The following is a 22,829-nucleotide window of genomic DNA, read 5'->3' on the forward strand; positions in this document are numbered from 1 at the left end:
CTGGTTCGGCGGCGCACAGCCGCCGGACCTCCCCTTGACCGACTTGGCCTCGACCGGCTCGGCCGGTCATCGAGCCTCCTGTGAACAGGCAAGACGCGTGGCTGACCGGACCCTGGCTGACCAGACTTTGTCGACAAGTGAATGGCCGGCAGGCGCCGTGCCATCCGACCTGATATCGCGGAGCCGCAAAAGGCTTGGCTGGGCGCTGATGGTTGCTGCGACGCTCGGCCTTCTGGCGGTGATTACGCTGCAAATCCTCTACAAGAGCGAGGTCGACACCGTCGGGTTCGAGAACTGGCGGCCGGTGGTCTACGCCTATGTGCTGTGGGGTGTCGCACTCGGCATCGGCCAGGTGCTGACGCGCGGCGAGGACGGCCAGCGCGCGCTGTTCCTGCTGCCGGCGCTGCTGTTCACCATTGCCATGGTAATCTTCCCGACATTGTTCGGCTTCTACATCGCGCTGACCGACTGGAACCTCAGTTCCTTCAGCGGACGGCAGTTCAACGGGCTCGACAATTTCTGGCAGATGCTGAACGACGCCTATTATCGCAACGCGCTGTTCAACATGGTGCTCTACGTGCTGGCGGTGTTGGTCGAATATGTCATCGCCTTCGGCCTGGCGCTGCTGCTCAACGCGCAGATTAGGGCACGAAAATTCTTCCGCGTCGTCTTTCTCATGCCCCTGATGCTGTCGCCGGTCGCGGTGTCGTGGATGATCGGCAAGTCGCTGATGGAATACCGCTTCGGGCCGGCCGCGACGCTGGCGCGCCATCTCGGCTGGGAAAACCCGGCCTTCTTCTCCAACCCGATCACCGCCCGCATCTCGATCATGGTGCTCGACGCCTGGACCTTCATCCCGTTCATGATGATCATGCTGCTCGCCGGCCTGCAGGCGATGTCGCGCGAAGTGCTCGAGGCGGCGCGTGTCGATGGCGCCACCCCATGGCAGACCTTCTGGCAGGTCACCTTCCCGCTGATGCTGCCGGTGTCGGTGACGGCAGTCATCCTGCGCATCATCTTCAAGCTGAAGCTCGCCGATATCATCATCACCGTCACCTCCGGCGGCCCGGGCGGCGCGACCGATTCAGTGTCGAGCTTCATCTACCGCGAATATCGCGATCGATCGAATGTCGGCTACGGCACGATGCTGGCGATGGCCTATTTGATCATCATCATCGTGTTCGTGACCTGGCTGCTGAAATTCGCCAGCCGCTTCGTGCGCAACGTCAACTGATCGGGCCGGCAAGATGAGCGTTCAGACCACGGACTATGCCGCTTCCGAAATTCGCTCGCCGGCGAGCTTCGTCGCCAATCGCGTCTTCATCTACGGCGCGCTCATCTTCTGGGCCTTCATCTGCCTGTTCCCGATCTATTGGACGATAACCACTTCGTTCAAGACCGCGGTCGACGTCACCCAGGGCCATCTGATCCCGTTCGTCGACTTCCAGCCCGACTGGAAAGGCTGGCGGTCACTCGGCCTCTCTCCAGACTCGATCTTTCGGACGTCGACGGTTCGCGACGAATTTATCAAGCGCTTCATGAATTCGGTCATCACTTCGGTCGGCGCCTCGAGCCTGGCGATCGTCATTGGCAGCCTCGCCGCCTACGGGCTGACCCGCTATCGTTACAAGTTCGCCTGGTTCAGGAACGAGGACATCTCCTTCTTCTTCCTGTCGCAGCTGATCCTGCCGCCGGTGGTACTGGCCTTGCCCTTTCTCGTGCTCTACCGGGAAGTCGGCCTGCTCGACACACGCGTCGGGCTGATCCTGCTCTACACGCTGATGGTGCTGCCGATCGTCATCTGGATCATGCGCGACCAGTTCAATTCCATCCCCGTAGAACTGGAGGAGGCAGCACTCGTCGACGGCCTGTCGATCTGGGGCGCTTTCTTGCGCATCGTCATGCCGATCGCGCTGCCGGGCATGGTCGCGGCCTTCATCCTTGCAATGGTGCTGTGCTGGAACGAGTATTTCTTCGCCGCGCTTCTGACCTCGACCGACGCCAAAACCATCCCTGTCATGGTGGCGAGCCAGACCGGCTCACAAGGCATCAACTGGTGGTCGATGGCGGCGCTCGCCACCGCGGCCATCACACCGCTCGCCGTTATCGGCATCGCGCTCGAGCGTTACCTGATCATGGGCATGACGGCGGGTGCGGTGAAATAACTGCGCCAGCCTTCCCTTCTTCCACAACAAGGGAACAACAAGGGGAGAGGGATAACCGCGCTAACCCGAAAGGGTTGCCCGCAAATGATCGAGGATCATGGCGATCCCTTTTTGCCCCAATTCGGCCGAGGCTTCGGAAGCACTTGCCGTGTACCAGCCGGTGTTGTCGGCGAAGCGGTCGGCATCGACCGCTTCCGGGCACAAGGCCAGCATCAGCGACGTCTCGCCGATGCCGGCATGGTCAAACGGGTATTGGGTGTGCATTGAAGCCGGCATCAGCGGATGCACCTGCACCCAGTTGAAGAAATTCCTGCCCTCGGCGTGCTCGGCATAATAGTCGGCCATCGCCGCAGAGCCCCACCAGCCTTCGCCACGTTCTTTCTCCAGGAAGCGGAAGATCGCCTGCCGGCCGGCGGCCTTGAAGGCGAGATCGGTTGGCATGCCGGCAGCAAAATTTTCGGTCTGGTGGTGAATGATGGCGTGGATGTTGCGGAAGCCGATACGCAGCAGGCTGTAGAACAATTCTTCCGCAAATGGCGCCAGCACATTGCCGCCGACCTGCACCGAACCACTGCCCTCCGGTGCTGCAACCGCATAGCTCGCCGCGCCGTAATAGAAGGGCGGCAGAATGACGATCTCGGCTTCTTTTTCGAACAGCTCCAGGCTCTTGATCACCGCCAGCGTGTCCATGCCGACGGCCATGTGCTCGCCATGATATTCAAGCACACCGAGCGGCAACACGACCGGCCGGTTCTCGACGATCGCCTTGCGGATCTGGTGCGGCAGCATCAATTCGTACCGCATGACAACTACTCCATATTGGTGTGGCGGGCGCGCATCGCTTCAGGCGAGACGCCGGTCAGGTCCCGGAGCTTCAACACCATCACTTCGAAGAGAACGAACAGCGCGCCTTCGAAGACCGAGCCCATCGGCAGCACGGACGTCTTTTCCGGGCCCTGGTCGTCGGCCATAGTCTGAGCCGGGATAAGCAGTGTGAAGTCGGCCAGCTTCGCGGCAGTGCTGTGGGATTGCGCGGTGAGCAGCAGGACTGTGGCACCGGCCTCGCCCGCGACCCGCATCAAAGTCAGCACCGTCGAGGTCTCGCCCGGGCCGGAACTGGCGAGGAAGACATCGCCCGCGCCCAGCGGCGGCGTGGTCATATCGCCGACAACCGAAACCGGCAGACCCAGGTGATAGAGCCGCATGGCAAAACCCTTGACCTGCAGCGCCTCGCGGCCGCAGCCATAGGTGACGATCTTTCTCGCGCCCGCCAAGATGGCGCAAGCGGCGTCGATGCGGCTTTCGTCGATACGTTCCAGCACGGTACCAAGCTCGTTCAGCGCAATCCCAAACAGGTTTTCGCCGGCGTCCCTCATCACATTTGCACCAGCTTCCAGGTGCCGGAGAACCACTTGAATATGTCAGTCACATCTGCCCCGAACAGCTTGTTTTCATTCATGCTATCACCGCGAAAATCGGTGTCCAACGACACGCAGTGCTTTTGATGTGCCACAGCCGTGATAGTGTCACGGCAAATCGCAAATGAGGAACAACAGTATATGAAGACACGGCATTTCGACCGCATCGGCAATGGCGGCATCACCTTCACCGAGCTCGGCTTCGGCACCGCGCCGCTCGGCAATCTCTACCGCGCCGTCTCAGACGAGGATGCCAATGCCACGCTGGAGGCAGCATGGCGGGTCGGCTGCCGCTACTTCGACACCGCGCCGCTTTATGGGCTAGGCCTAGCCGAAACGCGGCTCAATCCGTTCCTGCGTTCGAAGAAGCGCGACGACTACGTGCTGTCCAGCAAAGTCGGACGCATCATGCGCGCCTGTCCGCCGGATCAGCGCACCGGCATCGGCAAATTCTTCGACACCCCTTCGCGCCGCGAGGTCTACGACTATAGCTATGACGGTATCATGCGCTCCTTCGAGGCCTCGCTGGAACGGCTCGGTGTCGACCGCATCGACATCCTCTTCGTGCACGATGTCGACATCTTCACGCATGGCAGCAAGGAAGCCTCGGACCAGCGCATCCAGGAATTCATGAATTCCGGCTACTATGGATTGCTGGCATTGCGCGACCAGGGCGTGATCAAGGCGTTCGGCGGCGGCATCAACGAGTGGCAGGTTGCCCAGACGCTGGCCGAGCGCGGCGATTTCGATCTGTTCCTGCTTGCCGGGCGCTACACGCTGCTGGAGCAGGAGGCGCTGCAGTCTTTCCTGCCGCTATGCCAGCAACGCGGCATCGGCATCGTTCTCGGCGGGCCTTACAATTCCGGCATCCTGGCAACCGGGCCGAAGCCCGGCGCCTACTACAACTATTCGAAGGCGCCGCAGGACATCATCGACCGCGTCACCCGTATCGAGGCCGTCTGCAAGCGCCACGGCGCGCGCCTGATCGAGGCGGCGCTGCAGTTCCCGCTGCTGCATCCTTCCGTCGTCTCGGTAATCCCCGGCGGCCAGCGGCCTGGCGAAGTCGAAAGCAATCGCTCGCTGCTCGACGCGAAGCTGCCATCGGCGCTGTGGGCCGATCTCAAGAAAGAAGGCTTGATGCGCACGGACGCGCCGACGGCGTAGCGCCGTCCTTTCCAACAGAAAAGAAAAACCGGATATGCCGGTTCTTCTTTTCTCTGAAAGACTTAAGGAGGCGCTTAGTTGACCGCGTCCTTGAGGCCCTTGCCGGCCGAGAACTTCGGCACGGTGCGCGCCGGGATCTTCACTTCCGCACCGGTCTGCGGATTGCGGCCGGTCGACGCGGCGCGTTTTGACACGGTGAAATTTCCGAAGCCGACAAGCCGGACATCGCCGCCCTTTTTCAGTTCGCCGGTGATGACGGAAAACACCGCATCAACCGCCGACTGCGCGTCACCCTTCGAAATACTCGCGGCATCGGCGACAGCGGATACCAGTTCGTTCTTGTTCATAAAAATTCCCTTCCATGAGAAAACCGGAACACTCGACTCATCCGGCAGGAAACGGACTTTAGAAAGAAGCGCCCCGGCAACCAAGTCGAAAAGCGCCAAGAAAGTTGAAAAAAGCCCGGAAATCTGCGGTTCTTCACATGAAAAAGCCGGGCTCAAGGCCCGGCTCTCTCTTTGTGCATTGCAACTTTAGCAAGCGCTAATGCGCCAGCGATTTACCAGCTTCGTCTGCGACATCGACCACGGCCGGCGCATTAACGGGTTCGACCCACTGGATCGGTTCCGGCATACGCACCAGCGCATGGCGCAACACTTCACCGACGCGTGAGACCGGAATGATTTCCATGCCGCTCTTCACGTTTTCCGGAATCTCCGCCAGATCCTTGGCGTTCTCTTCCGGGATCAGCACCTTCTTGATGCCGCCGCGCAGTGCGGCAAGCAGCTTTTCCTTAAGGCCGCCGATCGGCAGCACCCTTCCGCGCAGCGTGATCTCGCCGGTCATCGCCACATCGGCCCTGACCGGGATACCGGTCAGCACCGAAACGATTGCCGTTGCCATCGCCACGCCAGCCGACGGTCCGTCCTTCGGGGTTGCGCCCTCCGGCACGTGGACGTGGATATCGCGCTTGTCGAACAGCGGCGGCTCGACGCCGAAATCGATGGCCCGCGAGCGGACGTAAGAGGCCGCCGCCGAGATCGATTCCTTCATCACATCGCGCAGATTGCCGGTCACGGTCATGCGGCCCTTGCCGGGCATCATGACCCCTTCCACCGTCAACAGCTCGCCGCCGACTTCCGTCCAGGCGAGCCCGGTGACCACGCCGACCTGATCGTCGCTCTCGACCTGGCCGAAGCGGAAGCGCGGAACACCAAGGTAATCGGCAAGATTGTCCGCCGTGATGTTGATCGTCTTCTTCTTCGTCTTCAGGATCTCGGTCACCGCCTTGCGCCCGAGCTTCATCAGCTCGCGCTCCAGGCTCCTGACGCCCGCTTCACGGGTGTAGGTCTGGATGATGCCGCGGATCGCGTCCTCGCCGACGGAGAACTCCTTCGGCTGCAACGCGTGGTCGCGGATCACCTTGGGCATCAGGTGACGCTTGGCGATTTCGATCTTCTCGTCCTCGGTGTAACCGGCGATACGGATGATCTCCATGCGGTCCATCAAGGGCGCAGGGATGTTCAGCGTGTTCGCCGTCGTCACGAACATCACGCTCGACAGGTCGTATTCGACCTCGAGGTAATGGTCCATGAACGTCGAGTTCTGCTCGGGATCGAGCACCTCGAGCAAAGCCGATGACGGATCGCCGCGGAAATCCTGGCCCATCTTGTCGATCTCGTCGAGCAGGAAGAGCGGATTGGATTTCTTCGCCTTCTTCATCGACTGGATGACCTTGCCGGGCATCGAGCCGATGTAGGTGCGCCGGTGACCGCGGATCTCGGCCTCGTCGCGCACGCCGCCCAGCGCCATGCGGATGAACTCGCGACCGGTCGCCTTGGCGATCGACTTGCCGAGCGAGGTCTTGCCGACACCGGGAGGTCCGACGAGGCACAGGATCGGCCCCTTCAGCTTCTTCTGGCGGCTCTGCACGGCGAGGTATTCGACGATGCGGTCCTTGACCTTGTCGAGGCCGAAATGATCCGTATCGAGCGTGTTCTGGGCAAAGGCCAGATCCTGCTTGACCTTGGAGTTCCTGCCCCATGGGATCGACAGCAGCCAGTCGAGATAGTTGCGCACCACGGTCGATTCAGCCGACATCGGCGACATCGTCCGCAGCTTCTTCAGTTCGGCTTCCGCCTTTTCGCGGGCCTCCTTGGAAAGCTTGGTCTTCTTGATACGCGCCTCGATCTCGGCGGCCTCGTCGCGGCCGTCCTCGCCCTCGCCGAGCTCCTTCTGGATCGCCTTCATCTGCTCGTTGAGGTAGTATTCGCGCTGTGTCTTCTCCATCTGGCGCTTGACGCGCGAGCGGATGCGCTTCTCGACCTGCAGCACCGAGATTTCGGCTTCCATGAAGCCCATCGCCTTTTCCAGCCGTTCCTTGACGGACAGCGTGGCGAGCATCTCCTGCTTCTCGGGGATCTTGATGGCAAGATGCGAAGCGACCGTGTCGGCGAGCTTGGAATAGTCGTCGATCTGGCTGGCGGCACCCACCACTTCGGGGGAGATCTTCTTGTTCAGCTTGACGTAGTTCTCGAAGTCGGTGACCACGGAACGCGCCAGCGCCTCGACCTCGACCTCTTCCTCATCCGGTTCGACCAGCGCCGCAGCACGGGCTTCATGGAAGTCGGGACGGTCGGTGAACGCGACGATTTTCGCGCGCGAGGCACCTTCGACCAGCACCTTCACGGTGCCGTCCGGCAGTTTCAGCAATTGCAGCACATTGGCGAGCGTGCCGATGTCAAAGATGGCATCGGGCTCCGGATCGTCGTCGGCGGCATTCATCTGGGTCGCGAGCAGGATCTGCCTTTCCTGACCCATCACTTCTTCCAGCGCCTTGATCGACTTTTCACGCCCGACAAAGAGCGGAACGATCATGTGCGGGAACACCACGATGTCGCGCAGTGGGAGGACTGCGAAGACGCCGTCGCTGGGAGCCTTGGATAATTTGGCCATTGTCCAACCTTTCATGTCGCGGCCGCCAATCGGCCAACCGCGAATCTCATATTAACGACCGAGGATCGTTCCGCCTACCACCGTTTGTGACGGGAGTTTTACAGCACAGAATTCGGCACCACGGCCTTCTGCCTCTAGTTGGAGGCACTGAGGGTAAAGATCAAGGGTCAACACGGTCCGTACCTCCAATCCGCACCCAGCACGCGGCGCCGTAAGCGGTGTGCGACAGCAAAACGGCGCCCTGCGGCGCCGTTTCAGGAAAATCCATTGCCGGCTCACGTCAGGCGCTGACGTTGCCCTTCTTTTCCTTCTGCTCGGAATAGATGTAGAGCGGCCTGGCGTTGCCTGACACCACCTCTTCCGAAATAACCACTTCGCGGACGCCTTCCAGTGCTGGCAGCTCGAACATGGTGTCGAGCAGGATCGCTTCCATGATCGAACGCAGGCCGCGTGCGCCGGTCTTGCGCTCGATTGCGCGCTTGGCGATCGCCGAGAGCGCGTTCTCGTGGAAGGTCAAGTCGACATTTTCCATCTCGAACAGCCGCTGATACTGCTTGACCAACGCGTTCTTCGGCTCGGTCAGGATTTGGATCAGTGCCGGCTCGTCGAGATCCTCCAGCGTCGCCAAGACAGGCAGACGGCCGACGAACTCGGGAATGAGGCCAAACTTCAAGAGGTCCTCAGGCTCGACCAGGCGGAAAACATCGCCGGTGCGGCGATCCTCGGGCGAAGCGACGATAGCGCCGAAACCGATCGAGGTCTTCCTGCCGCGATCCGAGATGATCTTGTCCAGCCCGGCGAAAGCGCCGCCGCAGATAAATAGGATGTTGGCGGTGTCGACCTGCAGAAATTCCTGCTGCGGATGCTTCCTGCCGCCCTGCGGCGGCACGGAGGCGACAGTGCCTTCCATGATCTTCAAAAGTGCCTGCTGCACGCCCTCGCCCGACACGTCACGGGTGATCGAGGGGTTGTCCGACTTGCGCGAGATCTTGTCGATCTCGTCGATATAGACGATGCCGCGCTGGGCGCGCTCGACATTGTAGTCGGCCGACTGCAACAGCTTCAGGATGATGTTCTCGACATCCTCGCCGACATAACCGGCTTCGGTCAGCGTCGTCGCGTCGGCCATGGTGAAGGGGACGTCGATGATGCGGGCCAGCGTCTGCGCCAGCAGCGTCTTGCCGCAGCCGGTCGGGCCGATCAGCAGGATGTTCGACTTCGCCAGTTCGACATCGTTGTTCTTGCCGGCATGGGCGAGGCGCTTGTAGTGGTTGTGGACGGCCACCGACAGCACGCGCTTGGCGTAGGGCTGGCCGATGACGTAGTCGTCGAGAACCTTGAGGATTTCCTGCGGTGTCGGCACGCCCTCGCGCGACTTCACCATCGAGGTCTTGTTCTCTTCGCGGATGATGTCCATGCACAGTTCGACGCATTCGTCGCAGATGAACACCGTCGGCCCGGCGATCAGCTTGCGCACTTCGTGCTGGCTTTTGCCGCAAAACGAGCAATAAAGCGTGTTCTTGGAATCACCGCTGTTGTTGCCGACCTTGCTCATTTTCCTGTCCTTTCATGGCCGCCCGCCGATGGTCTGGTTGAAAGGGCGCATATTCAATCTATCGCGGGAATCCGCTGCCGCCAGTGCCCCGGCTCCCGCAACGCATTCCGTACGAAACACAAATCGGAAAACGGGGCAATGATTCGAACAACCCCACGCAAAGCTAAGCCGTCGAAAATCAACATAGCCTTAACGTAGGCAATTGCACCCGTCGAGGGAACAGCCAATTGTGGCCGAAATGCCGCAAGCTGCGCCAAAAGCGCGTAATCCCGCCACTCATTGCCACCGCAGGGGCACCGCGAGACTATAAGGCAATACCTTCGACCGGCTCACGTGACGAAATGACCTTGTCGATGAGGCCGAAATCCCTGGCCTCGTCGGCAGTCATGAAATGGTCACGGTCGAGCGTTCTTTCAATCTCATCGTAGCTCTTGCCGGTGTGCTTGACGTAAACCTCGTTGAGGCGGCGCTTCAGCTTGATGATATCCTGGGCATGGCGCTCGATGTCGGAGGCCTGGCCTTGGAAGCCGCCGGAAGGCTGGTGGACCATGATGCGGGCATTCGGCGTAGCAAAGCGCATGTCCTTGTGGCCGGCAGTCAGGAGCAGCGAACCCATCGATGCGGCCTGGCCGATGCAGAGCGTCGACACGGCGGGCTTGATGAACTGCATGGTATCGTAGATCGCCATGCCGGAGGTGACGACGCCGCCGGGCGAGTTGATATAGAGGTTGATTTCTTTCTTCGGATTCTCCGCTTCGAGGAACAGCAGTTGCGCGCAGACCAGCGTCGCCATGCCGTCCTCGACCGGGCCGGTGATGAAAATGATGCGCTCCTTGAGGAGCCGCGAGAAAATGTCGTAGGCCCGCTCGCCGCGATTGGTCTGTTCGACCACCATCGGAACGAGGTTCATGTAGGTTTCGACGGGGTTCTTCATGGACTATCCCTTTTTGAGGATGGGATTCCGGCGCCGGAGATTTGCAATCGGGCAGAATCGGTTCTGGATCGTAATTGTGTAAATAGGATGCCGGCTCACCCTAGCGCAAGGCCGCCTCTCCTAGCCATCCGGTTAAGTCGAATCAAGGTTTCCAAAGCAAGTTTCGCCCGTCGCCGTGCCGGCAGCCCTCTCCTGCCGTCGGAAGGGCGCTCATGCCTGGCCGGCGTTTAGCGTTTTCTTAACCGCATCGCTTAACGAAAAGTAGTGAAACCGCTTTTTCCAGCCGCGGCTTACCCTACAATTCAACGTTGAACTTGCTTCATGCAGTTCAAACAGGGGGAGTGCGATGATCCGGAAAGCTGCTTCCTTGGCCCTCACCGGCATCACCGTTCTCGGCATGGCGTCCAAAACGGCTGCCGGCGGACGCGCGGTCGAATGCTACGAGCAGGTCAACAGGCCGGCCGTCTACGACACGGTCTATGAGGACGTGCTCGTCAGCCCAGCCGGCCAGCAGGTGGAATACGAGGCGCCAATCTACGGAACGCGCGAGCGCGTGGTGCAGATCGCGCCGGTGCGTGTCAGCTACGAGATCGTGCCCGCCATCACCCGCACCATCTACCGCGCCGTGAGGGTTGCTGACGGCGGCTATTCCTGGGAATGGCGCATCATCCACGGCCGCAAGGTGCTGTGCAAGGTCAGGCACAAGGCACGCTATGAACGAGTGGCCGAAATCGTCGTGGTTGAGCCGGAACGCCGGCGGCGCGTTGTCCTCCCCGCCGAATACGAGAGCGTCGCCGAAGAGGTTCTGGTGCGGCCGGAGCAGCGGCGCATCATCGACATTCCGGCGTCATACCAGACAGTGGCTCGCCGCGTGGTGGTCAGGGAGGGTTCGTCGAGCTGGCGGCGCGTGCATATTCCGAGGCATTGCCGATACTAGGCGCTCAGGGCGCCTCGGCCCTGAGCCATTTCTTCAGGCCGTCGACATCGCCATTGCCGACCCAGGCCGCAACCTTTCTGCCGACTGCCGCGCCGAACTTGTAGCCGTGGCCGGAGCAGGCCGAGACGACCAGGCATTTGCCTTTCTGGTGGGCCAGGAACTTCTCGTCGACGGTGAAGGTGTAGGCGCAGGTGACCACTTCGGTGACCTCATACTCCTCGATACGGGCAATCGGCGGCGAAAACAGGTTGCGGATCGCCTCGCCTTCGCCCGGCACCGGCTGGCGGTTCCAGTCGGCATCGCTAGTCGGCACCCTGTGCAGGCCCGAGCCGAATTTCATGCCGGCCCCACCTGTCGGCGGGATTGCATAGCCGTCGACGCTGCCGCCGATGTCGAGGACGACCGGCGCTGCCTGCCACGTTTCTTTCAAATCCGCCGGCGGTTCGACATAGGCGAGCGCGGTACGCCAGGTTTTCAGTTCGCCGTCCAGTTCCGGGAACAGTTTCAGGACCCAGGCGCCGGCAGCGACGACGATCCAGTCGCCCTGCATCGTTTCGCCGCTCGCAAGCACGACCTGTCCGGCGTCGGCGTCGATTTCGGCGACCTTGCTGTTTTCGTAGACATTGGCGCCGTTCGCGCGCAGCCACCTGGCGAGGCCCGAAGCGATCTTGCGGCAGTGCAGCGCGCCGCCGTCCGGCGAAAAATATGCGTAGCGGAACGAACCGGGCTGCAGGAACGGCCAGCGTTCGACCGCAGCGTCCGGCTCGACCAATTCGAACGGATAATTTCCCGCTTCCATGCCCTCGCGGTATTCCTCCGCCTCATCTCCCGGCTCGCGCGAAATACAGATGAAGCCGCGCGGATCGAGATGGCTTTCACCGAGATCGGCCCACATCTCGTCCCAGGCCTCATAGGCTTCGGTGATCAGCCGGCCGTAGCCCGATCCGGCCCCGTAGGCGCGGCGGATGATGCGATGGTGGTCGCCGGAGGCGGCGAGCGGATTGGGGATCGATCCCTGCTCGACGATCGAGACGAGGTGACCAGCCTTGACCAGCGACCACGCCGTCGAAAGTCCGGCAATACCTGCACCGACCACGATCACATTCATGAAAACTGTCCTTCCGCAACCGCTTCGGCGGCTCACCTCACGGCAGGGCTAACATACGGTCTGGCACCAGACTGGCAAGCCGCGCTAATGATCTGGCATGACCGAATTGAAGCCGCCCTACCTTGCCTTTGATCCAGCCACGCGCAGCCTGCGGCTCGATCCGCACGAGCCGGCCTTTTTCCAGAATCCATACGAGGCCTACGCCTTCCTGCATGGCGCATCGAACGCCTTCTTCTGGGAAGAATTTGGCTTCTGGTGCTTTGGCGGCTTCGACGACGTCAACCGTCTGCTGCGCGATCGCCGCTTCGGCCGCCAGAACCCGGCCGGCATTCCGGACAGCCGAGGCATCGGCCAGGACCGTACGCATCTCAGCGCCTTCGACGGCGTCGAGGCCAATTCGATGCTGGAGCTGGAGCCGCCTGTCCACACACGGCTCAGAACGCTGGTCAACCGCGCCTTCGTCTCGCGCCAGGTCGAGCGGCTCAGGCCGCGCGTCGAGGCGCTGGCCAACGAATTGATCGACCGTTTCGAACCAGGAGAAGTCGACCTGCTGCCGGCGCTCGCCGCTCCCTTGCCGATCACCATCATTGCCGAGATGCTCGGCGTGCCGGTCGACATGGGGCCGCAGCTGCTCGACTGGTCGCATCGGATGGTCGCCATGTACATGCACGGCCGCACCCGCAAGACCGAAGAGACGGCCAATCGCGCGGCGCAGGACTTTTCGGATTTTTTGCGTGGCTACGTCGCCGAGCGACGAAAGAGGCCAGGCGAGGATCTTCTGTCGCTGCTGATTGCGGCACAGGAGGACGGCCAGAAACTGTCGGAGGACGAGCTGGTATCCTCGGCCATCCTTTTGCTCAATGCCGGCCATGAGGCAACTGTCCACCAGACCGGCAATGCGGTGCGCTCGATCCTTGCACAAGGCGGCGACCCACGACGCTTCTTCACCTCGCCGGAAGCAACAGCCGCGACGATCGAAGAGTGCCTGCGCTTCGACGCGCCGCTGCACATGTTCACGCGCTACGCCTATCAGAAGGTCGAGGCCGGGCCTGGTATCGTCGTCCAGCCGGGCGAGACAATCGGTCTGCTGCTCGGCATGGCCAATCACGACCCGGTGGCCTTCGCCGAGCCCTTCGCCTTCAGGCCGGGCCGCGCCGACCAGAAGAACGTATCGTTCGGCGCCGGCATTCATTTCTGCATCGGCGCGCCGCTCGCCCGGCTCGAATTGCAGGTGTCGCTGAAAACCCTGTTCGACCGGCTACCGCAGTTGCATCTTGCCGAACAGCCGCGCTTGCGCGACACCTATCATTTCCATGGGCTGGAAACGCTCGCCGTGCGCTTTTGAGCATTCGGCCCGGCAGGCTCAGCCGCAGGGGTGATCAAAGCTTGATCACATACTCCTTGCGAGTCGTTTCAAGCACTTCCCAGCTGCCCTTAAAGCCCGGCCTCAGCACGAAGCTGTCGCCTGCCCTGACAGTGCGCGCATCGCCGCCGTCTTCGGCGATCACCGAAACTCCTGACAGGATGTGGCAGAACTCCCACTCATCATATTCGATGCGCCATTTGCCTGACGTCGCTTCCCAGACGCCGGCATAAAGGCCGCCGTCCTGTTCCTCGACATTCCAGGTGCGGAACTTCGGATCGCCCGAAATCAGGCGATCCGGCGCCGGCGCGCCAAGTTCCGGTTCGACGGTGTCGACGCCGACTGAAAGAAATTTCGGCGGGGTCATGGCGATCAAACCTTGGCGAGAGCCTGTTCCAGATCGGCGACGATGTCGTTGACGTCCTCGATACCGACCGAAAGCCTGACTGTGTCCGGCCCTGCCCCCGCGTTGATCTTCTGCTCGTCGGAAAGCTGGCGATGCGTGGTCGATGCCGGGTGGATGACCAGCGACTTGGTGTCGCCGACATTGGCCAAGTGCGAGAACAATTCGAGCGCTTCCACGAATTTGATGCCCGCCGCATAGCCGCCCTTCAGCCCAAAGGTGAACACAGCGCCGGCGCCAAGCGGCGAGTACTTCTTCTGCAGCGCATTGTTCTTGTCGTCAGGCAGGCCGGGATAGGACACCCAGGCGACCTTGGAATGATTGGAAAGCCATCCGGCGACTGCGGCCGCATTGTCGCAGTGGCGCTGCATCCTCAGCGGCAAGGTTTCCAGGCCAGTCAGGATAAGGAATGCATTGAACGGCGAAATCGCCGCGCCGATATCGCGCAACCCGAGCACGCGGGCGGCAATGGCGAAGGCGAAATTACCGAAGGTTTCGTGCAGGACGAGGCCGCCATATTCGGGGCGCGGCTCCGACAGCATCGGATATTTGCCCGACTTCGACCAATCGAACGTGCCGCCGTCGACGATGGCGCCGCCGATGGAATTGCCGTGACCGCCGATGAACTTGGTCAGCGAATGCACGACGATGTCGGCGCCATGTTCGATCGGCCGCAGCAGATAGGGCGAGGCCAGCGTGTTGTCGACGATCAGTGGCAGGCCGTGCTTGCGGGCAACGTCGCCGATCTTCTCGATGTCGACGAAGACGCCGCCCGGATTGGCCAGGCTTTCGATGAAGATTGCCTTGGTCCTGTCGTCGATCTGGCTCTCGAAGCTCGAGATGTCATTGGTGTCGGCCCAGCGCACCTGCCAGCCGAAATTCTTGAAGGCATGACCGAACTGGTTGATCGAGCCGCCGTAAAGCTTTGTCGCTGAAACGAAATTGTCGCCGGGCTGCATCAGATTGTGGAAGACCAGCACCTGCGCGGCATGGCCGGAGGCGACCGCAAGGCCTGCCGTGCCGCCTTCGAGTGCCGCGATGCGCTCTTCCAGCACCGCCTGGGTCGGGTTCATGATGCGGGTATAGATGTTGCCGAACGCCTTCAGCCCGAACAGCGAGGCGGCATGGTCGGCATCGTCGAAGACGAAGGAGGTCGTCTGGTAAATCGGCGTCGCTCGCGCGCCGGTCGCCGGATCCGGCTTGGCGCCGGCATGGACGGCGAGCGTGTTGAAACCGGGCGTGCGGGCCATCGAAAACCTCCCTTTGAACCTTCTGAAAAGCGCGCCGCATTCTTGGCGGAGCCCGGCTCCGAATGCAAAGAAGAAAATGCCCTTCCCCGTGATAACGGCGGGCGGGGCTGGCGGAAAAATACGGCAGAGCTGGAAGATTATTTCTGGCGAACGCCGAAACTCTGGAATCCCGGGCGCATCAGCGGCTTTTTCGACGACAAGACGCCGGAATTGACGCCGGTCCAGCCGATCTCGCCGGACAGCTTGCCGTATTCGATCTTGGGGCAACGGTTCATCACCACCTTGATGCCGGCGGCCTCGGCGCGCGCGGCGGCCTCGTCATTGCGCACACCAAGCTGCATCCAGATGACCTTCGGCAGCGGATCGAGCCGCAACACCTCCTCGACGATGCCCGGCACTGCCACGGAGCCGCGAAAGACGTCGACCATGTCGATTGGCTCTGGAACATCGGCCAGCCTGGCATAGGTCATCCGCCCGAGGATTTCCTTGCCGGCCTGGCCGGGATTGATCGGGAACACCGAAAACCCTTTGCCGAGCAGATATTTCAGCACAAAGTAGCTCGGCCGCACGTCATTGGCCGACGCACCCACCATGGCGATGGTCTTCACCGAATTGAGGATGCCGGCGATATAGGCGTTGTCGTAGGCGTCGTGGTTCATGCCTCGTCATACAGCGCTTCGGAGCGAGGTGCCAACAGCCGAGCAAGTGGCTTGCAATGGGCCAGAGGGGAACCTCGTCAGCCGGGCAGCGAGATCGTTCCGTCTTCCGCAATCGGAAAGGCCGGATTGTGCGCGACTTCCCAGACATGCCCGTCGGCATCGGCGAAATATCCATACCAGCCGCCCCAGAATGCGCGGCCAGCCGGCTTGACGATACGGCCGCCGGCTTTCTCGGCCATCGCCAGCACTGCATCGACCTCGGCGTCGGAGCGGGTGTTGTAGGCGAGATAGACGGCCGACGGCGCCTTGGAGAAGGTAACGCCCGAATCCTCTTCGGCGCTTTGCCGCGGGAACAGGCCGAGAATGGCGCCGCCCATCTGGAAGAAGGCAACGCCCTCGGTGATCCCGGCATGGCGCTTCAGACCCATCGCCTCGTAGAAGCGCACGGCGCGGTCGAGATCGTCCGTGGCGATGGTGATGATGGAGATGCGCGGTTCCATATCCGCCTCCTATTCCTCCGGCCATTCCGCCTGGCGCTTGCCGATGAAGGCGCCGATGCCCTCTTCCGCATCGCGCGCCAGCATGTTCTCGACCATGACGCGCCCCGTGTAATCATAGGCCTCGGCCAGCCCCATCTCGGCCTGCTCATAAAACGCTTCCTTGCCGATCTTGACGACCAAGGACGATTTGGAGGCAATGGTTTGCGCGTATTTGGTGACGATTTGATTCAGATATTCGCGCGGCACGACGCGGTTGACCAAGCCGAATTCCTTGGCGGTTGCCGCATCGATCGTCTCGCCGGTCAAAAGCATCTCCATGGCGTGCTTGCGCGAGACGTTGCGCGACAGCGCCACCATCGGTGTCGAGCAGAACAGCCCGATATTGACGCCAGGCGTGCAGAAGGTCGCCTCGTGCGAGGCGATGGCGAGGTCGCAGCTGGCGACCAGCTGCAATCCGGCCGCTGTCGCCAGGCCATCGACTTCGGCGATCACCGGCTTAGGATGGCGAACGATCGCCTGCATCAGTGAAGCGCACGCGGAAAACGTCTTTTCGAAGAAGGCCCTGCCGCGATCGGCATCGGCGCGGTGCGCGCTCAACTCCTTGAGGTCGTGCCCGGCGCAGAACACTTTGCCGGTCGCCCCAAGCACGATGACGCGGACGGATTTGTCGGCCTTGGCGCGGTCGAGTTCCGCCGTCAGCGCCGCCATCGTTGCAAGCGAAAGAGCGTTGGCCGGCGGATTGGCGAGCGTCAGGCGTAGCACGCCGTTGTCCAGCCTGGAGACGACCGGCCCTTCGGCAACGGCAGGCTTGATGGCGACGATTTCGGCCATGATCGTTCCTCTGCGATTCCGGATCGGTGATGAACTAATCTAGTATGCCGTCTCGCTTCGTCCAACTCCCTCGTCCGCTTCTGCCCTAATGAATGGCCGTTGCCAGAAACGCCACGTCGCGTTCATACAAGCAGGGCGGAAAACCGGGAGACTGAAATGCCTGCCCAAAGCAATCTCCAGCCGGTGCTGACGGCTGCCGAAATCAACACGCTGATGGCAACCGTTTTCCCGCAGCTCAACGACCAGTTCACCTTCTATGAGGCGTTGGAGGTGTTTCCAGGCGGTTGTATCGTGCGACTCAATGCCGACGAGCGCCATTTGCGCCCCGGCGGCACCGTGTCGGGTTCGGCGCTGTTCACGCTGGCCGACATAGGCGGCTATGTCTGCGTGCTATCGCATGCCGGACCGGATGCGCTTTCGGTCACCACCAGCCTCAACATCAATTTCGTCCGCAAGGCCGAGGCCGGGCCGATCGACGGCCATTGCCGCATCCTGAAGCTGGGCAAGAGCCTGATGGTGTTCGACATCGACATCGTCGCCGGGCCTGAGAGACACACGGTAGCGCACGCAACGGGCACCTATTCGATCCCACCAAGGCGGGTACCGGCCTGATGCTTTCTATTGAATTTTTTGTTGATGTGTATATATGTGCGCACAGGGATCTTTGTTTGAGCGTGACAGCCGCAAAATCGTGAAGCGTCTCGAGGATGATGGTTTCGAGCTGGTTTCCGTACGCGGCTCGCATCACAAGTTTCGAAAGGGCGAGATCGTGTTGATCGTTCCGCATCCGGAGAAGGATCTACCAACCGGTACAGCTCGCGCCATCTCCAAACAAGCGGGCTGGATATAGGTGACCTGAAGCGTCTTGGAGGCTGAGATGAAGAACTATTTCGCGTTGGTCGATAAAGATCCCAACAGCGCGTTCGGCATTCGCTTTCCCGACATTCCCGGCTGCTTTTCAGCCGCGGACGAGGCGGAAGACATCGTTCCGAATGCAGTCGAAGCGTTGCAACTGTGGGCGGAGGACATGCCTGTTCCCGAACCGTCCAGCCATGAGGCGATCGTCGCGCTTGCGGATGTACGCAAAGCACTTGCTGAAGGAAGCTATCTGGTCTCGGTACCACTCATCGACAATGACAGCGCCGTCGTGAGGGCGAATGTAACTTTCGAGCGCGGCGTCTTGCGGGCGATCGACGCCGCAGCGCGCGACCGAGGCATAACGCGATCGGCATTCCTCTCCAGCGCAGCTCGCAAGGAAATCGAGGCAAAGCACTGAACTCACCTGACACAGGGCCAAAATCGCGATGTGGTAAAATCATACCTTTAACTCAAATCCTTGTTTTCATTTAAGTTTATCTTCCAGCAATCATTTCATGCGCCTTGACGCGATAACCACCCTCCCCTATAAACCGTGACGAAGCAGCGGCCCGCAAAGGCCGCCGTTTTGTTATTGGCGACAGCAAGTGCCTTTTGCCAATCCAAGCAACAAGAAACGCCTTCCCTTTTCGTTCGTGAATGGGGGAAGGTCCGAACCGAAAGCAACAATCCATGGCAACCTTTTCGCAGAAGCCTGCGGATGTGGTGAAGAAGTGGGTGCTGATCGACGCCGAGGGTCTCGTCGTCGGCCGTCTCGCCACTGTCATCGCCAATCATCTTCGCGGCAAGCATAAGCCCACCTTCACCCCGCACGTCGACGACGGCGACAACGTCATCGTCATCAATGCCGACAAGGTGGTGTTCACCGGCAAGAAGTTCACCGACAAGGTCTATTACTGGCACACCGGCCACCCCGGCGGCGTCAAAGAGCGCACCGCGCGCCAGCTGCTCGAGGGTCGCTTTCCCGAGCGTGTCGTCGAAAAGGCCGTCGAACGCATGATCCCGCGCGGCCCGCTCGGCCGACGCCAGATGAAGAATCTCCGCGTCTATGCAGGCACGGAACATCCGCATGTCGCCCAGCAGCCCGTTGTCCTCGACGTGGCCAAGCTGAACGCCAAGAACAAGAAGGTTTCGTAAGATGGCTGAGCTTTCCTCGCTCGCAGAACTCGGAACTGCCACCGGCAACACCAACACCCAGCCGGCAGCACCCGTCCATGTCCAGAAGCTCGACAAATCGGGCCGAGCCTACGCCACCGGCAAGCGCAAGAACGCCATCGCGCGCGTCTGGGTGAAGCCCGGCTCCGGTAAGATCGTCGTCAACGACAAGGTGTTCGCCGAATATTTCGCGCGTCCAGTCCTGCAGATGATCCTCAACCAGCCGATCATCGCGGCCAACCGCGCCGGCCAGTACGACATCGTTGCCACGGTCATCGGCGGCGGCCTTTCCGGCCAGGCCGGTGCCGTGCGCCACGGCATCTCCAAGGCGCTGACCTATTACGAGCCGGCGCTGCGCGCCGTACTCAAGAAGGGCGGCTTCCTGACCCGCGACAGCCGCGTCGTCGAGCGCAAGAAGTACGGCAAGGCGAAGGCCCGCCGGAGCTTCCAGTTCTCCAAGCGCTAAGCGCTGCGCAATTACACGCTATCGAAAGGCCGCCTCCGGGCGGCCTTTTCCATGAATGGCGGCACCAATCACCGGCGGCAGGCGCGGCTCGCTCGCATCGTGGCAGACTTCAGGCCTTGATGAAGTCGATAAACGCCCGTAACGGCGCCGGCACGAGGCGCCGGCCGGGATAATAGAGGAACGGCCCGGAGAAGCTCTGCCACCAGGGTTCAAGCAGCGGCTCGAGCGCCCCGCTCTCGAAATGAGGGCGTAGCCAATCCTCGAACAGGCTGATGATGCCGGTGCCGGCGATGGCTGCATCGACTTTGAGGTCCGTCGCCCCGCCCAGGGTCACGAGAAGCGGCCCCGTCGGGTCGACCCGCACCACCTCGCCGTCGCGCTCGAATTCCCACGGCGGCATCGCACGGCTGGCGAAGCGGCCGCGCAGGCAGGCGTGGCCGAGCAGGTCGCTCGGGTGTTGCGGCCGGCCATGACGATCCAGGTAGGCAGGGCTGGCGGCGGTGGCGAAACGCTGCACGCGCGGTCCGATCGGCACGGCGATCATGTCCTGCTCCAGCCGCTCGTCGTAGCGGATGCCGGCGTCGCAGCCGGCCGCCAGCACATCGACGAAGCTTTCCTCAGCGATCACCTCCAGCCGGATGCCGGGATAGGCGGCAAGGAACCGCGGGACGATGCTGGGCAGGACCAGCCGCGCCGTGCTGACCGGCACGTTGAGGCGCAACAAGCCCGCCGGCCTGTCGCGAAAGCCGTTCACCACGTCGAGAGCCGACTCCACCTCGGTCAAGGCTGGACCGAGCCGCGCCAGCAGGCCTTCGCCGGCCTCCGTCAGGACGACGCTGCGGGTCGTCCTGTTGAGCAGCCTGACACCGAGCTGCGTCTCGAGGCGGCGCACGGCCTCGCTCAAGCCCGACGCGCTGCCACCGCTGGCGCGGGCGCCATCGCGAAAACCCTTGGCGCGCGCCACGGCCACAAAAGCGTTCAGATCCCCGAGATCGATCTTCATTGTTCGTCATTCCGCACAGCCTGTGCGGATTGTACCCAATTATCATGGGATCGGACAGCGTCTATCTGTGCGCCATCCCTGAAGGAGAAAGACCATGTCCAGTATCGACCAGTCCGGCACATTCATCCTCGGCGACCGCAAAGTCAGACGGCTCGGCTACGGCGCCATGCAGCTCGCAGGGCCCGGCGTCTTCGGCCCACCAAAGGACCACGACGCGGCATTGGCCGTACTGCGCGAAGCCGTTGCGAGAGGCGTCAATCACATCGACACCAGCGACTTCTATGGCCCGCACGTGACCAACCTGTTGATCCGCGAAGCGCTCGCACCCTGTCCCGACGACCTCGTTATAGTCACCAAGATCGGCGCCCGGCGCGGCCAGGGCGGATCGTGGCTGCCGGCCTTCTCGGCCCAAGAACTCACCCAGGCGGTGCACGACAATCTACACAATCTCGGGCTCGACGTGCTGGAGGCGGTCAACCTTCGGATCATGTTCGACGCGCATGGCCCCGCCGAAGGGTCGATCGAGGCGCCGCTTGCGACGCTCGCCGAGCTTCAGCGACAGGGCCTCGTGCGCCACATCGGGCTGAGCAACGTCACCGCTGCGCAGATCGCCGAAGGCCGCAGGATTTGCAAGATCGTCTGCGTGCAGAATCAGTACAATCTGGCGCATCGGGGCGACGATGCCTTGATTGACGATCTCGCCCGCAACGGCATCGCCTATGTGCCGTTCTTCCCGCTTGGCGGCTTCAATCCGTTGCAGTCGTCGACCTTGTCCAAGGTCGCCGCACGCCTCGGCGCCACGCCCATGCAGGTCGCGCTCGCCTGGCTGCTTCGCCGCGCGCCCAACATTCTTCTGATCCCAGGCACGTCTTCCGTCGCGCATCTCAGGGAGAACCTCGCCGCGGGCGATCTCGCGTTGCCCGAAGATGCGATCGAGGAACTGGACAGTATCGCCGGCAATGTCCCCGCTCACGCGTAGCGCCGCAATCGCTCTGGTTCGTGCCCGGCGTTAGTTAATGCTGGCCGTATTCGCCGGCTCGGCCGGGCGCTTCTCACCGGCGTAGGGCACGCGAAAACCGTTCGCCGCCAGCCAGCCGATGGCCGCCTTCGGTTCGTCGGTCTGGATGATGGTGGCGCCGCGCTCGACCCAGAAGCCATAAGTCTCGCGCGGCAGGCTGGCCGCAACCGCCAGCTCGTCGCCGCGACCGCCGGCGAGGAAGCCGCCCGGCTTGTTGACGATGGCATAGGTGTCGGCCCAGATGTGCCAGTCGCCCCTCACCGCCAGCGCGCGCATGCGCGGGCTGAACAGCGGGCCGCCGGTCTCCGTCAGTGTCTCTGATCCCATGCGCCAGTTGATCATCTCGACTGCGCGCATCGGGAAGGCCCGGCTCAGTTCCTCGGCAAACATGGCGTCGCGAACCGCGTCATCGGCGATGATCGGCATGAACTGGAAGCCGCTGCCGATCTCGGCCATGGCAGCCTTGACCCTGGCGATCCTCTCCGCATTCCACAGGTTCTCTTTGACGATCACCTGTTCGGCCATGCCGAGATCGCGGGCGACGGCGACCATGCCGGCGAGGCTTCCGGTGTCGAGCTTGTTGTCGAGGTTGACGAGAATCCTGTCCCTGGTCGCCACCAGCATCTCGCGCAACGTCGAGACCGTCTCGCCCGTAACGGCGCCGGTGCCTTCGATCACCAATCGGCAGGTCTTGAGTTCGGCCAATGTGCGGTTGACCACCTCGCCCTTGCAGGTCGTGGTGCGATCAAGCCAGCTGTCATGCATGACGACGAATTCTCCGTCCTTCGAGCGCCTGATGTCGACCTCGACGATTTCGGCGCCCATTGCGATGGACGCCTCGACGGCGGCGATCGAATTTTCGGGATAGAGCGTCTTGCCGGCCTGCATGCCGCCGGCGCGGTGCGCGGCCACCATCACATGGTCGCGCCATTGGTTGGCGTGCTCGAAACGGTCGAGAATCTGCCTGGCGCGCGTTTCACCCGCCGATGCCTGGCCAAGGGAGACCGCCAGCGCCGCGGAAAGCAGAAGGCTCAGCCAAATCGTTCGCATCGGACAAGTCGTTCGCACG

25 protein-coding genes are annotated in these 22,829 nt (G+C 61.9%); 11 read left to right on the forward strand and 14 right to left on the reverse strand.

Annotated elements, in window-relative coordinates:
• Nucleotides 1-112 precede the first annotated feature (112 nt).
• Nucleotides 113-1,234, forward strand: coding sequence for a carbohydrate ABC transporter permease (locus tag NKH17_RS12870; protein ID WP_352806192.1), 1,122 nt, complete (start codon nucleotides 113-115; stop codon nucleotides 1,232-1,234).
• A gap of 13 nt (nucleotides 1,235-1,247) precedes the next feature.
• Nucleotides 1,248-2,165 carry a carbohydrate ABC transporter permease gene (locus NKH17_RS12875; protein WP_352649089.1) on the forward strand — a complete coding sequence of 306 codons (918 nt, stop codon included), beginning with the start codon at nucleotides 1,248-1,250 and terminating at the stop codon, nucleotides 2,163-2,165.
• Nucleotides 2,166-2,225: 60 nt separating this feature from the next.
• Here NKH17_RS12875 and NKH17_RS12880 read toward each other — a convergent pair whose 3' ends face one another.
• Together NKH17_RS12880 and hxlB are read right to left on the reverse strand one after the other, a co-directional pair.
• Complete coding sequence (locus NKH17_RS12880) at nucleotides 2,226-2,969, reverse strand: creatininase family protein (protein ID WP_352896630.1); 744 nt, start codon at nucleotides 2,967-2,969, stop codon at nucleotides 2,226-2,228.
• 5 nt (nucleotides 2,970-2,974) lie between these two features.
• A complete protein-coding gene (gene hxlB, locus NKH17_RS12885; protein WP_352896628.1) occupies nucleotides 2,975-3,541 on the reverse strand; it encodes a 6-phospho-3-hexuloisomerase in 567 nt (188 codons plus the stop codon).
• A 183-nt stretch (nucleotides 3,542-3,724) separates the two neighbouring features.
• Between hxlB and NKH17_RS12890 the strand changes: the two genes are divergently transcribed.
• On the forward strand, nucleotides 3,725-4,747 hold the full coding sequence (locus tag NKH17_RS12890) for an aldo/keto reductase (protein ID WP_352896625.1): 1,023 nt from the start codon (nucleotides 3,725-3,727) through the stop codon (nucleotides 4,745-4,747).
• Nucleotides 4,748-4,821: 74 nt separating this feature from the next.
• Here the strand turns inward: NKH17_RS12890 and NKH17_RS12895 are convergent, their stop codons facing one another.
• The 4 genes from NKH17_RS12895 to NKH17_RS12910 all read right to left on the reverse strand — a co-directional run bounded on the left by NKH17_RS12895 (nucleotide 4,822) and on the right by NKH17_RS12910 (nucleotide 10,191).
• Nucleotides 4,822-5,094 (reverse strand): HU family DNA-binding protein, encoded by a 273-nt coding sequence (locus NKH17_RS12895; RefSeq protein ID WP_006201846.1) that lies wholly within the window; start codon nucleotides 5,092-5,094, stop codon nucleotides 4,822-4,824.
• A 196-nt stretch (nucleotides 5,095-5,290) separates the two neighbouring features.
• Entirely contained in the window at nucleotides 5,291-7,702 is a 2,412-nt protein-coding gene (gene lon / locus NKH17_RS12900) for an endopeptidase La (protein WP_352896755.1), read from the reverse strand.
• A gap of 280 nt (nucleotides 7,703-7,982) precedes the next feature.
• Complete coding sequence (gene clpX, locus NKH17_RS12905; RefSeq protein ID WP_006332719.1) at nucleotides 7,983-9,257, reverse strand: ATP-dependent Clp protease ATP-binding subunit ClpX; 1,275 nt, start codon at nucleotides 9,255-9,257, stop codon at nucleotides 7,983-7,985.
• Between the two features lie 304 nt (nucleotides 9,258-9,561).
• Nucleotides 9,562-10,191, reverse strand: coding sequence for an ATP-dependent Clp protease proteolytic subunit (locus NKH17_RS12910; RefSeq protein ID WP_254817601.1), 630 nt, complete (start codon nucleotides 10,189-10,191; stop codon nucleotides 9,562-9,564).
• Between the two features lie 346 nt (nucleotides 10,192-10,537).
• Between NKH17_RS12910 and NKH17_RS12915 the strand changes: the two genes are divergently transcribed.
• A complete protein-coding gene (locus NKH17_RS12915; RefSeq protein WP_352896622.1) occupies nucleotides 10,538-11,128 on the forward strand; it encodes a hypothetical protein in 591 nt (196 codons plus the stop codon).
• Between the two features lie 4 nt (nucleotides 11,129-11,132).
• On the opposite strand, the gene NKH17_RS12920 is transcribed toward NKH17_RS12915, so the two are convergent.
• Complete coding sequence (locus NKH17_RS12920) at nucleotides 11,133-12,236, reverse strand: NAD(P)/FAD-dependent oxidoreductase (RefSeq protein ID WP_352896619.1); 1,104 nt, start codon at nucleotides 12,234-12,236, stop codon at nucleotides 11,133-11,135.
• A 97-nt stretch (nucleotides 12,237-12,333) separates the two neighbouring features.
• Here NKH17_RS12920 and NKH17_RS12925 point away from each other — a divergent pair, with 97 nt between their 5' ends.
• A complete protein-coding gene (locus NKH17_RS12925; protein WP_352806011.1) occupies nucleotides 12,334-13,581 on the forward strand; it encodes a cytochrome P450 in 1,248 nt (415 codons plus the stop codon).
• A gap of 34 nt (nucleotides 13,582-13,615) precedes the next feature.
• On the opposite strand, the gene NKH17_RS12930 is transcribed toward NKH17_RS12925, so the two are convergent.
• The 5 genes from NKH17_RS12930 to NKH17_RS12950 all read right to left on the reverse strand — a co-directional run bounded on the left by NKH17_RS12930 (nucleotide 13,616) and on the right by NKH17_RS12950 (nucleotide 17,242).
• The gene (locus tag NKH17_RS12930) at nucleotides 13,616-13,966 is read right to left on the reverse strand and encodes a cupin domain-containing protein (RefSeq protein WP_352806013.1); all 351 of its coding nucleotides are present in this window, start codon (nucleotides 13,964-13,966) and stop codon (nucleotides 13,616-13,618) included.
• 5 nt (nucleotides 13,967-13,971) lie between these two features.
• Nucleotides 13,972-15,252, reverse strand: a complete 1,281-nt coding sequence (locus tag NKH17_RS12935; RefSeq protein ID WP_352650028.1) for an O-acetylhomoserine aminocarboxypropyltransferase — start codon at nucleotides 15,250-15,252, stop codon at nucleotides 13,972-13,974.
• A gap of 137 nt (nucleotides 15,253-15,389) precedes the next feature.
• Nucleotides 15,390-15,911 (reverse strand): CoA-binding protein, encoded by a 522-nt coding sequence (locus NKH17_RS12940; protein ID WP_254817595.1) that lies wholly within the window; start codon nucleotides 15,909-15,911, stop codon nucleotides 15,390-15,392.
• 77 nt (nucleotides 15,912-15,988) lie between these two features.
• A complete protein-coding gene (locus NKH17_RS12945; protein WP_352896614.1) occupies nucleotides 15,989-16,411 on the reverse strand; it encodes a VOC family protein in 423 nt (140 codons plus the stop codon).
• Nucleotides 16,412-16,420: 9 nt separating this feature from the next.
• Nucleotides 16,421-17,242 (reverse strand): enoyl-CoA hydratase, encoded by an 822-nt coding sequence (locus NKH17_RS12950; protein WP_352896611.1) that lies wholly within the window; start codon nucleotides 17,240-17,242, stop codon nucleotides 16,421-16,423.
• Nucleotides 17,243-17,398: 156 nt separating this feature from the next.
• On the opposite strand from NKH17_RS12950, the gene NKH17_RS12955 reads away from it, so the two are divergent.
• The 5 genes from NKH17_RS12955 to rpsI all read left to right on the forward strand — a co-directional run bounded on the left by NKH17_RS12955 (nucleotide 17,399) and on the right by rpsI (nucleotide 19,739).
• Nucleotides 17,399-17,854, forward strand: coding sequence for a PaaI family thioesterase (locus NKH17_RS12955; protein ID WP_352477306.1), 456 nt, complete (start codon nucleotides 17,399-17,401; stop codon nucleotides 17,852-17,854).
• Nucleotides 17,855-17,888: 34 nt separating this feature from the next.
• On the forward strand, nucleotides 17,889-18,092 hold the full coding sequence (locus NKH17_RS12960; RefSeq protein WP_352477305.1) for a type II toxin-antitoxin system HicA family toxin: 204 nt from the start codon (nucleotides 17,889-17,891) through the stop codon (nucleotides 18,090-18,092).
• 27 nt (nucleotides 18,093-18,119) lie between these two features.
• Nucleotides 18,120-18,518, forward strand: a complete 399-nt coding sequence (locus NKH17_RS12965; protein ID WP_352477304.1) for a type II toxin-antitoxin system HicB family antitoxin — start codon at nucleotides 18,120-18,122, stop codon at nucleotides 18,516-18,518.
• A gap of 272 nt (nucleotides 18,519-18,790) precedes the next feature.
• Entirely contained in the window at nucleotides 18,791-19,255 is a 465-nt protein-coding gene (gene rplM / locus NKH17_RS12970; protein ID WP_023674645.1) for a 50S ribosomal protein L13, read from the forward strand.
• A 1-nt stretch (nucleotide 19,256) separates the two neighbouring features.
• The gene (gene rpsI, locus NKH17_RS12975; RefSeq protein WP_023717316.1) at nucleotides 19,257-19,739 is read left to right on the forward strand and encodes a 30S ribosomal protein S9; all 483 of its coding nucleotides are present in this window, start codon (nucleotides 19,257-19,259) and stop codon (nucleotides 19,737-19,739) included.
• 109 nt (nucleotides 19,740-19,848) lie between these two features.
• Here the strand turns inward: rpsI and NKH17_RS12980 are convergent, their stop codons facing one another.
• A complete protein-coding gene (locus tag NKH17_RS12980; protein ID WP_352896606.1) occupies nucleotides 19,849-20,742 on the reverse strand; it encodes a LysR family transcriptional regulator in 894 nt (297 codons plus the stop codon).
• A gap of 94 nt (nucleotides 20,743-20,836) precedes the next feature.
• On the opposite strand from NKH17_RS12980, the gene NKH17_RS12985 reads away from it, so the two are divergent.
• Nucleotides 20,837-21,721, forward strand: a complete 885-nt coding sequence (locus NKH17_RS12985) for an aldo/keto reductase family oxidoreductase (RefSeq protein WP_352896603.1) — start codon at nucleotides 20,837-20,839, stop codon at nucleotides 21,719-21,721.
• 30 nt (nucleotides 21,722-21,751) lie between these two features.
• Here NKH17_RS12985 and NKH17_RS12990 read toward each other — a convergent pair whose 3' ends face one another.
• The gene (locus tag NKH17_RS12990; protein ID WP_352896600.1) at nucleotides 21,752-22,810 is read right to left on the reverse strand and encodes a glycerophosphodiester phosphodiesterase family protein; all 1,059 of its coding nucleotides are present in this window, start codon (nucleotides 22,808-22,810) and stop codon (nucleotides 21,752-21,754) included.
• Between the last annotated feature and the right edge of the window lie 19 nt (nucleotides 22,811-22,829).

The sequence above is a fragment of the Mesorhizobium sp. M1334 genome, assembly GCF_040317995.1.
Taxonomy (GTDB): Bacteria; Pseudomonadota; Alphaproteobacteria; order Rhizobiales; family Rhizobiaceae; genus Mesorhizobium.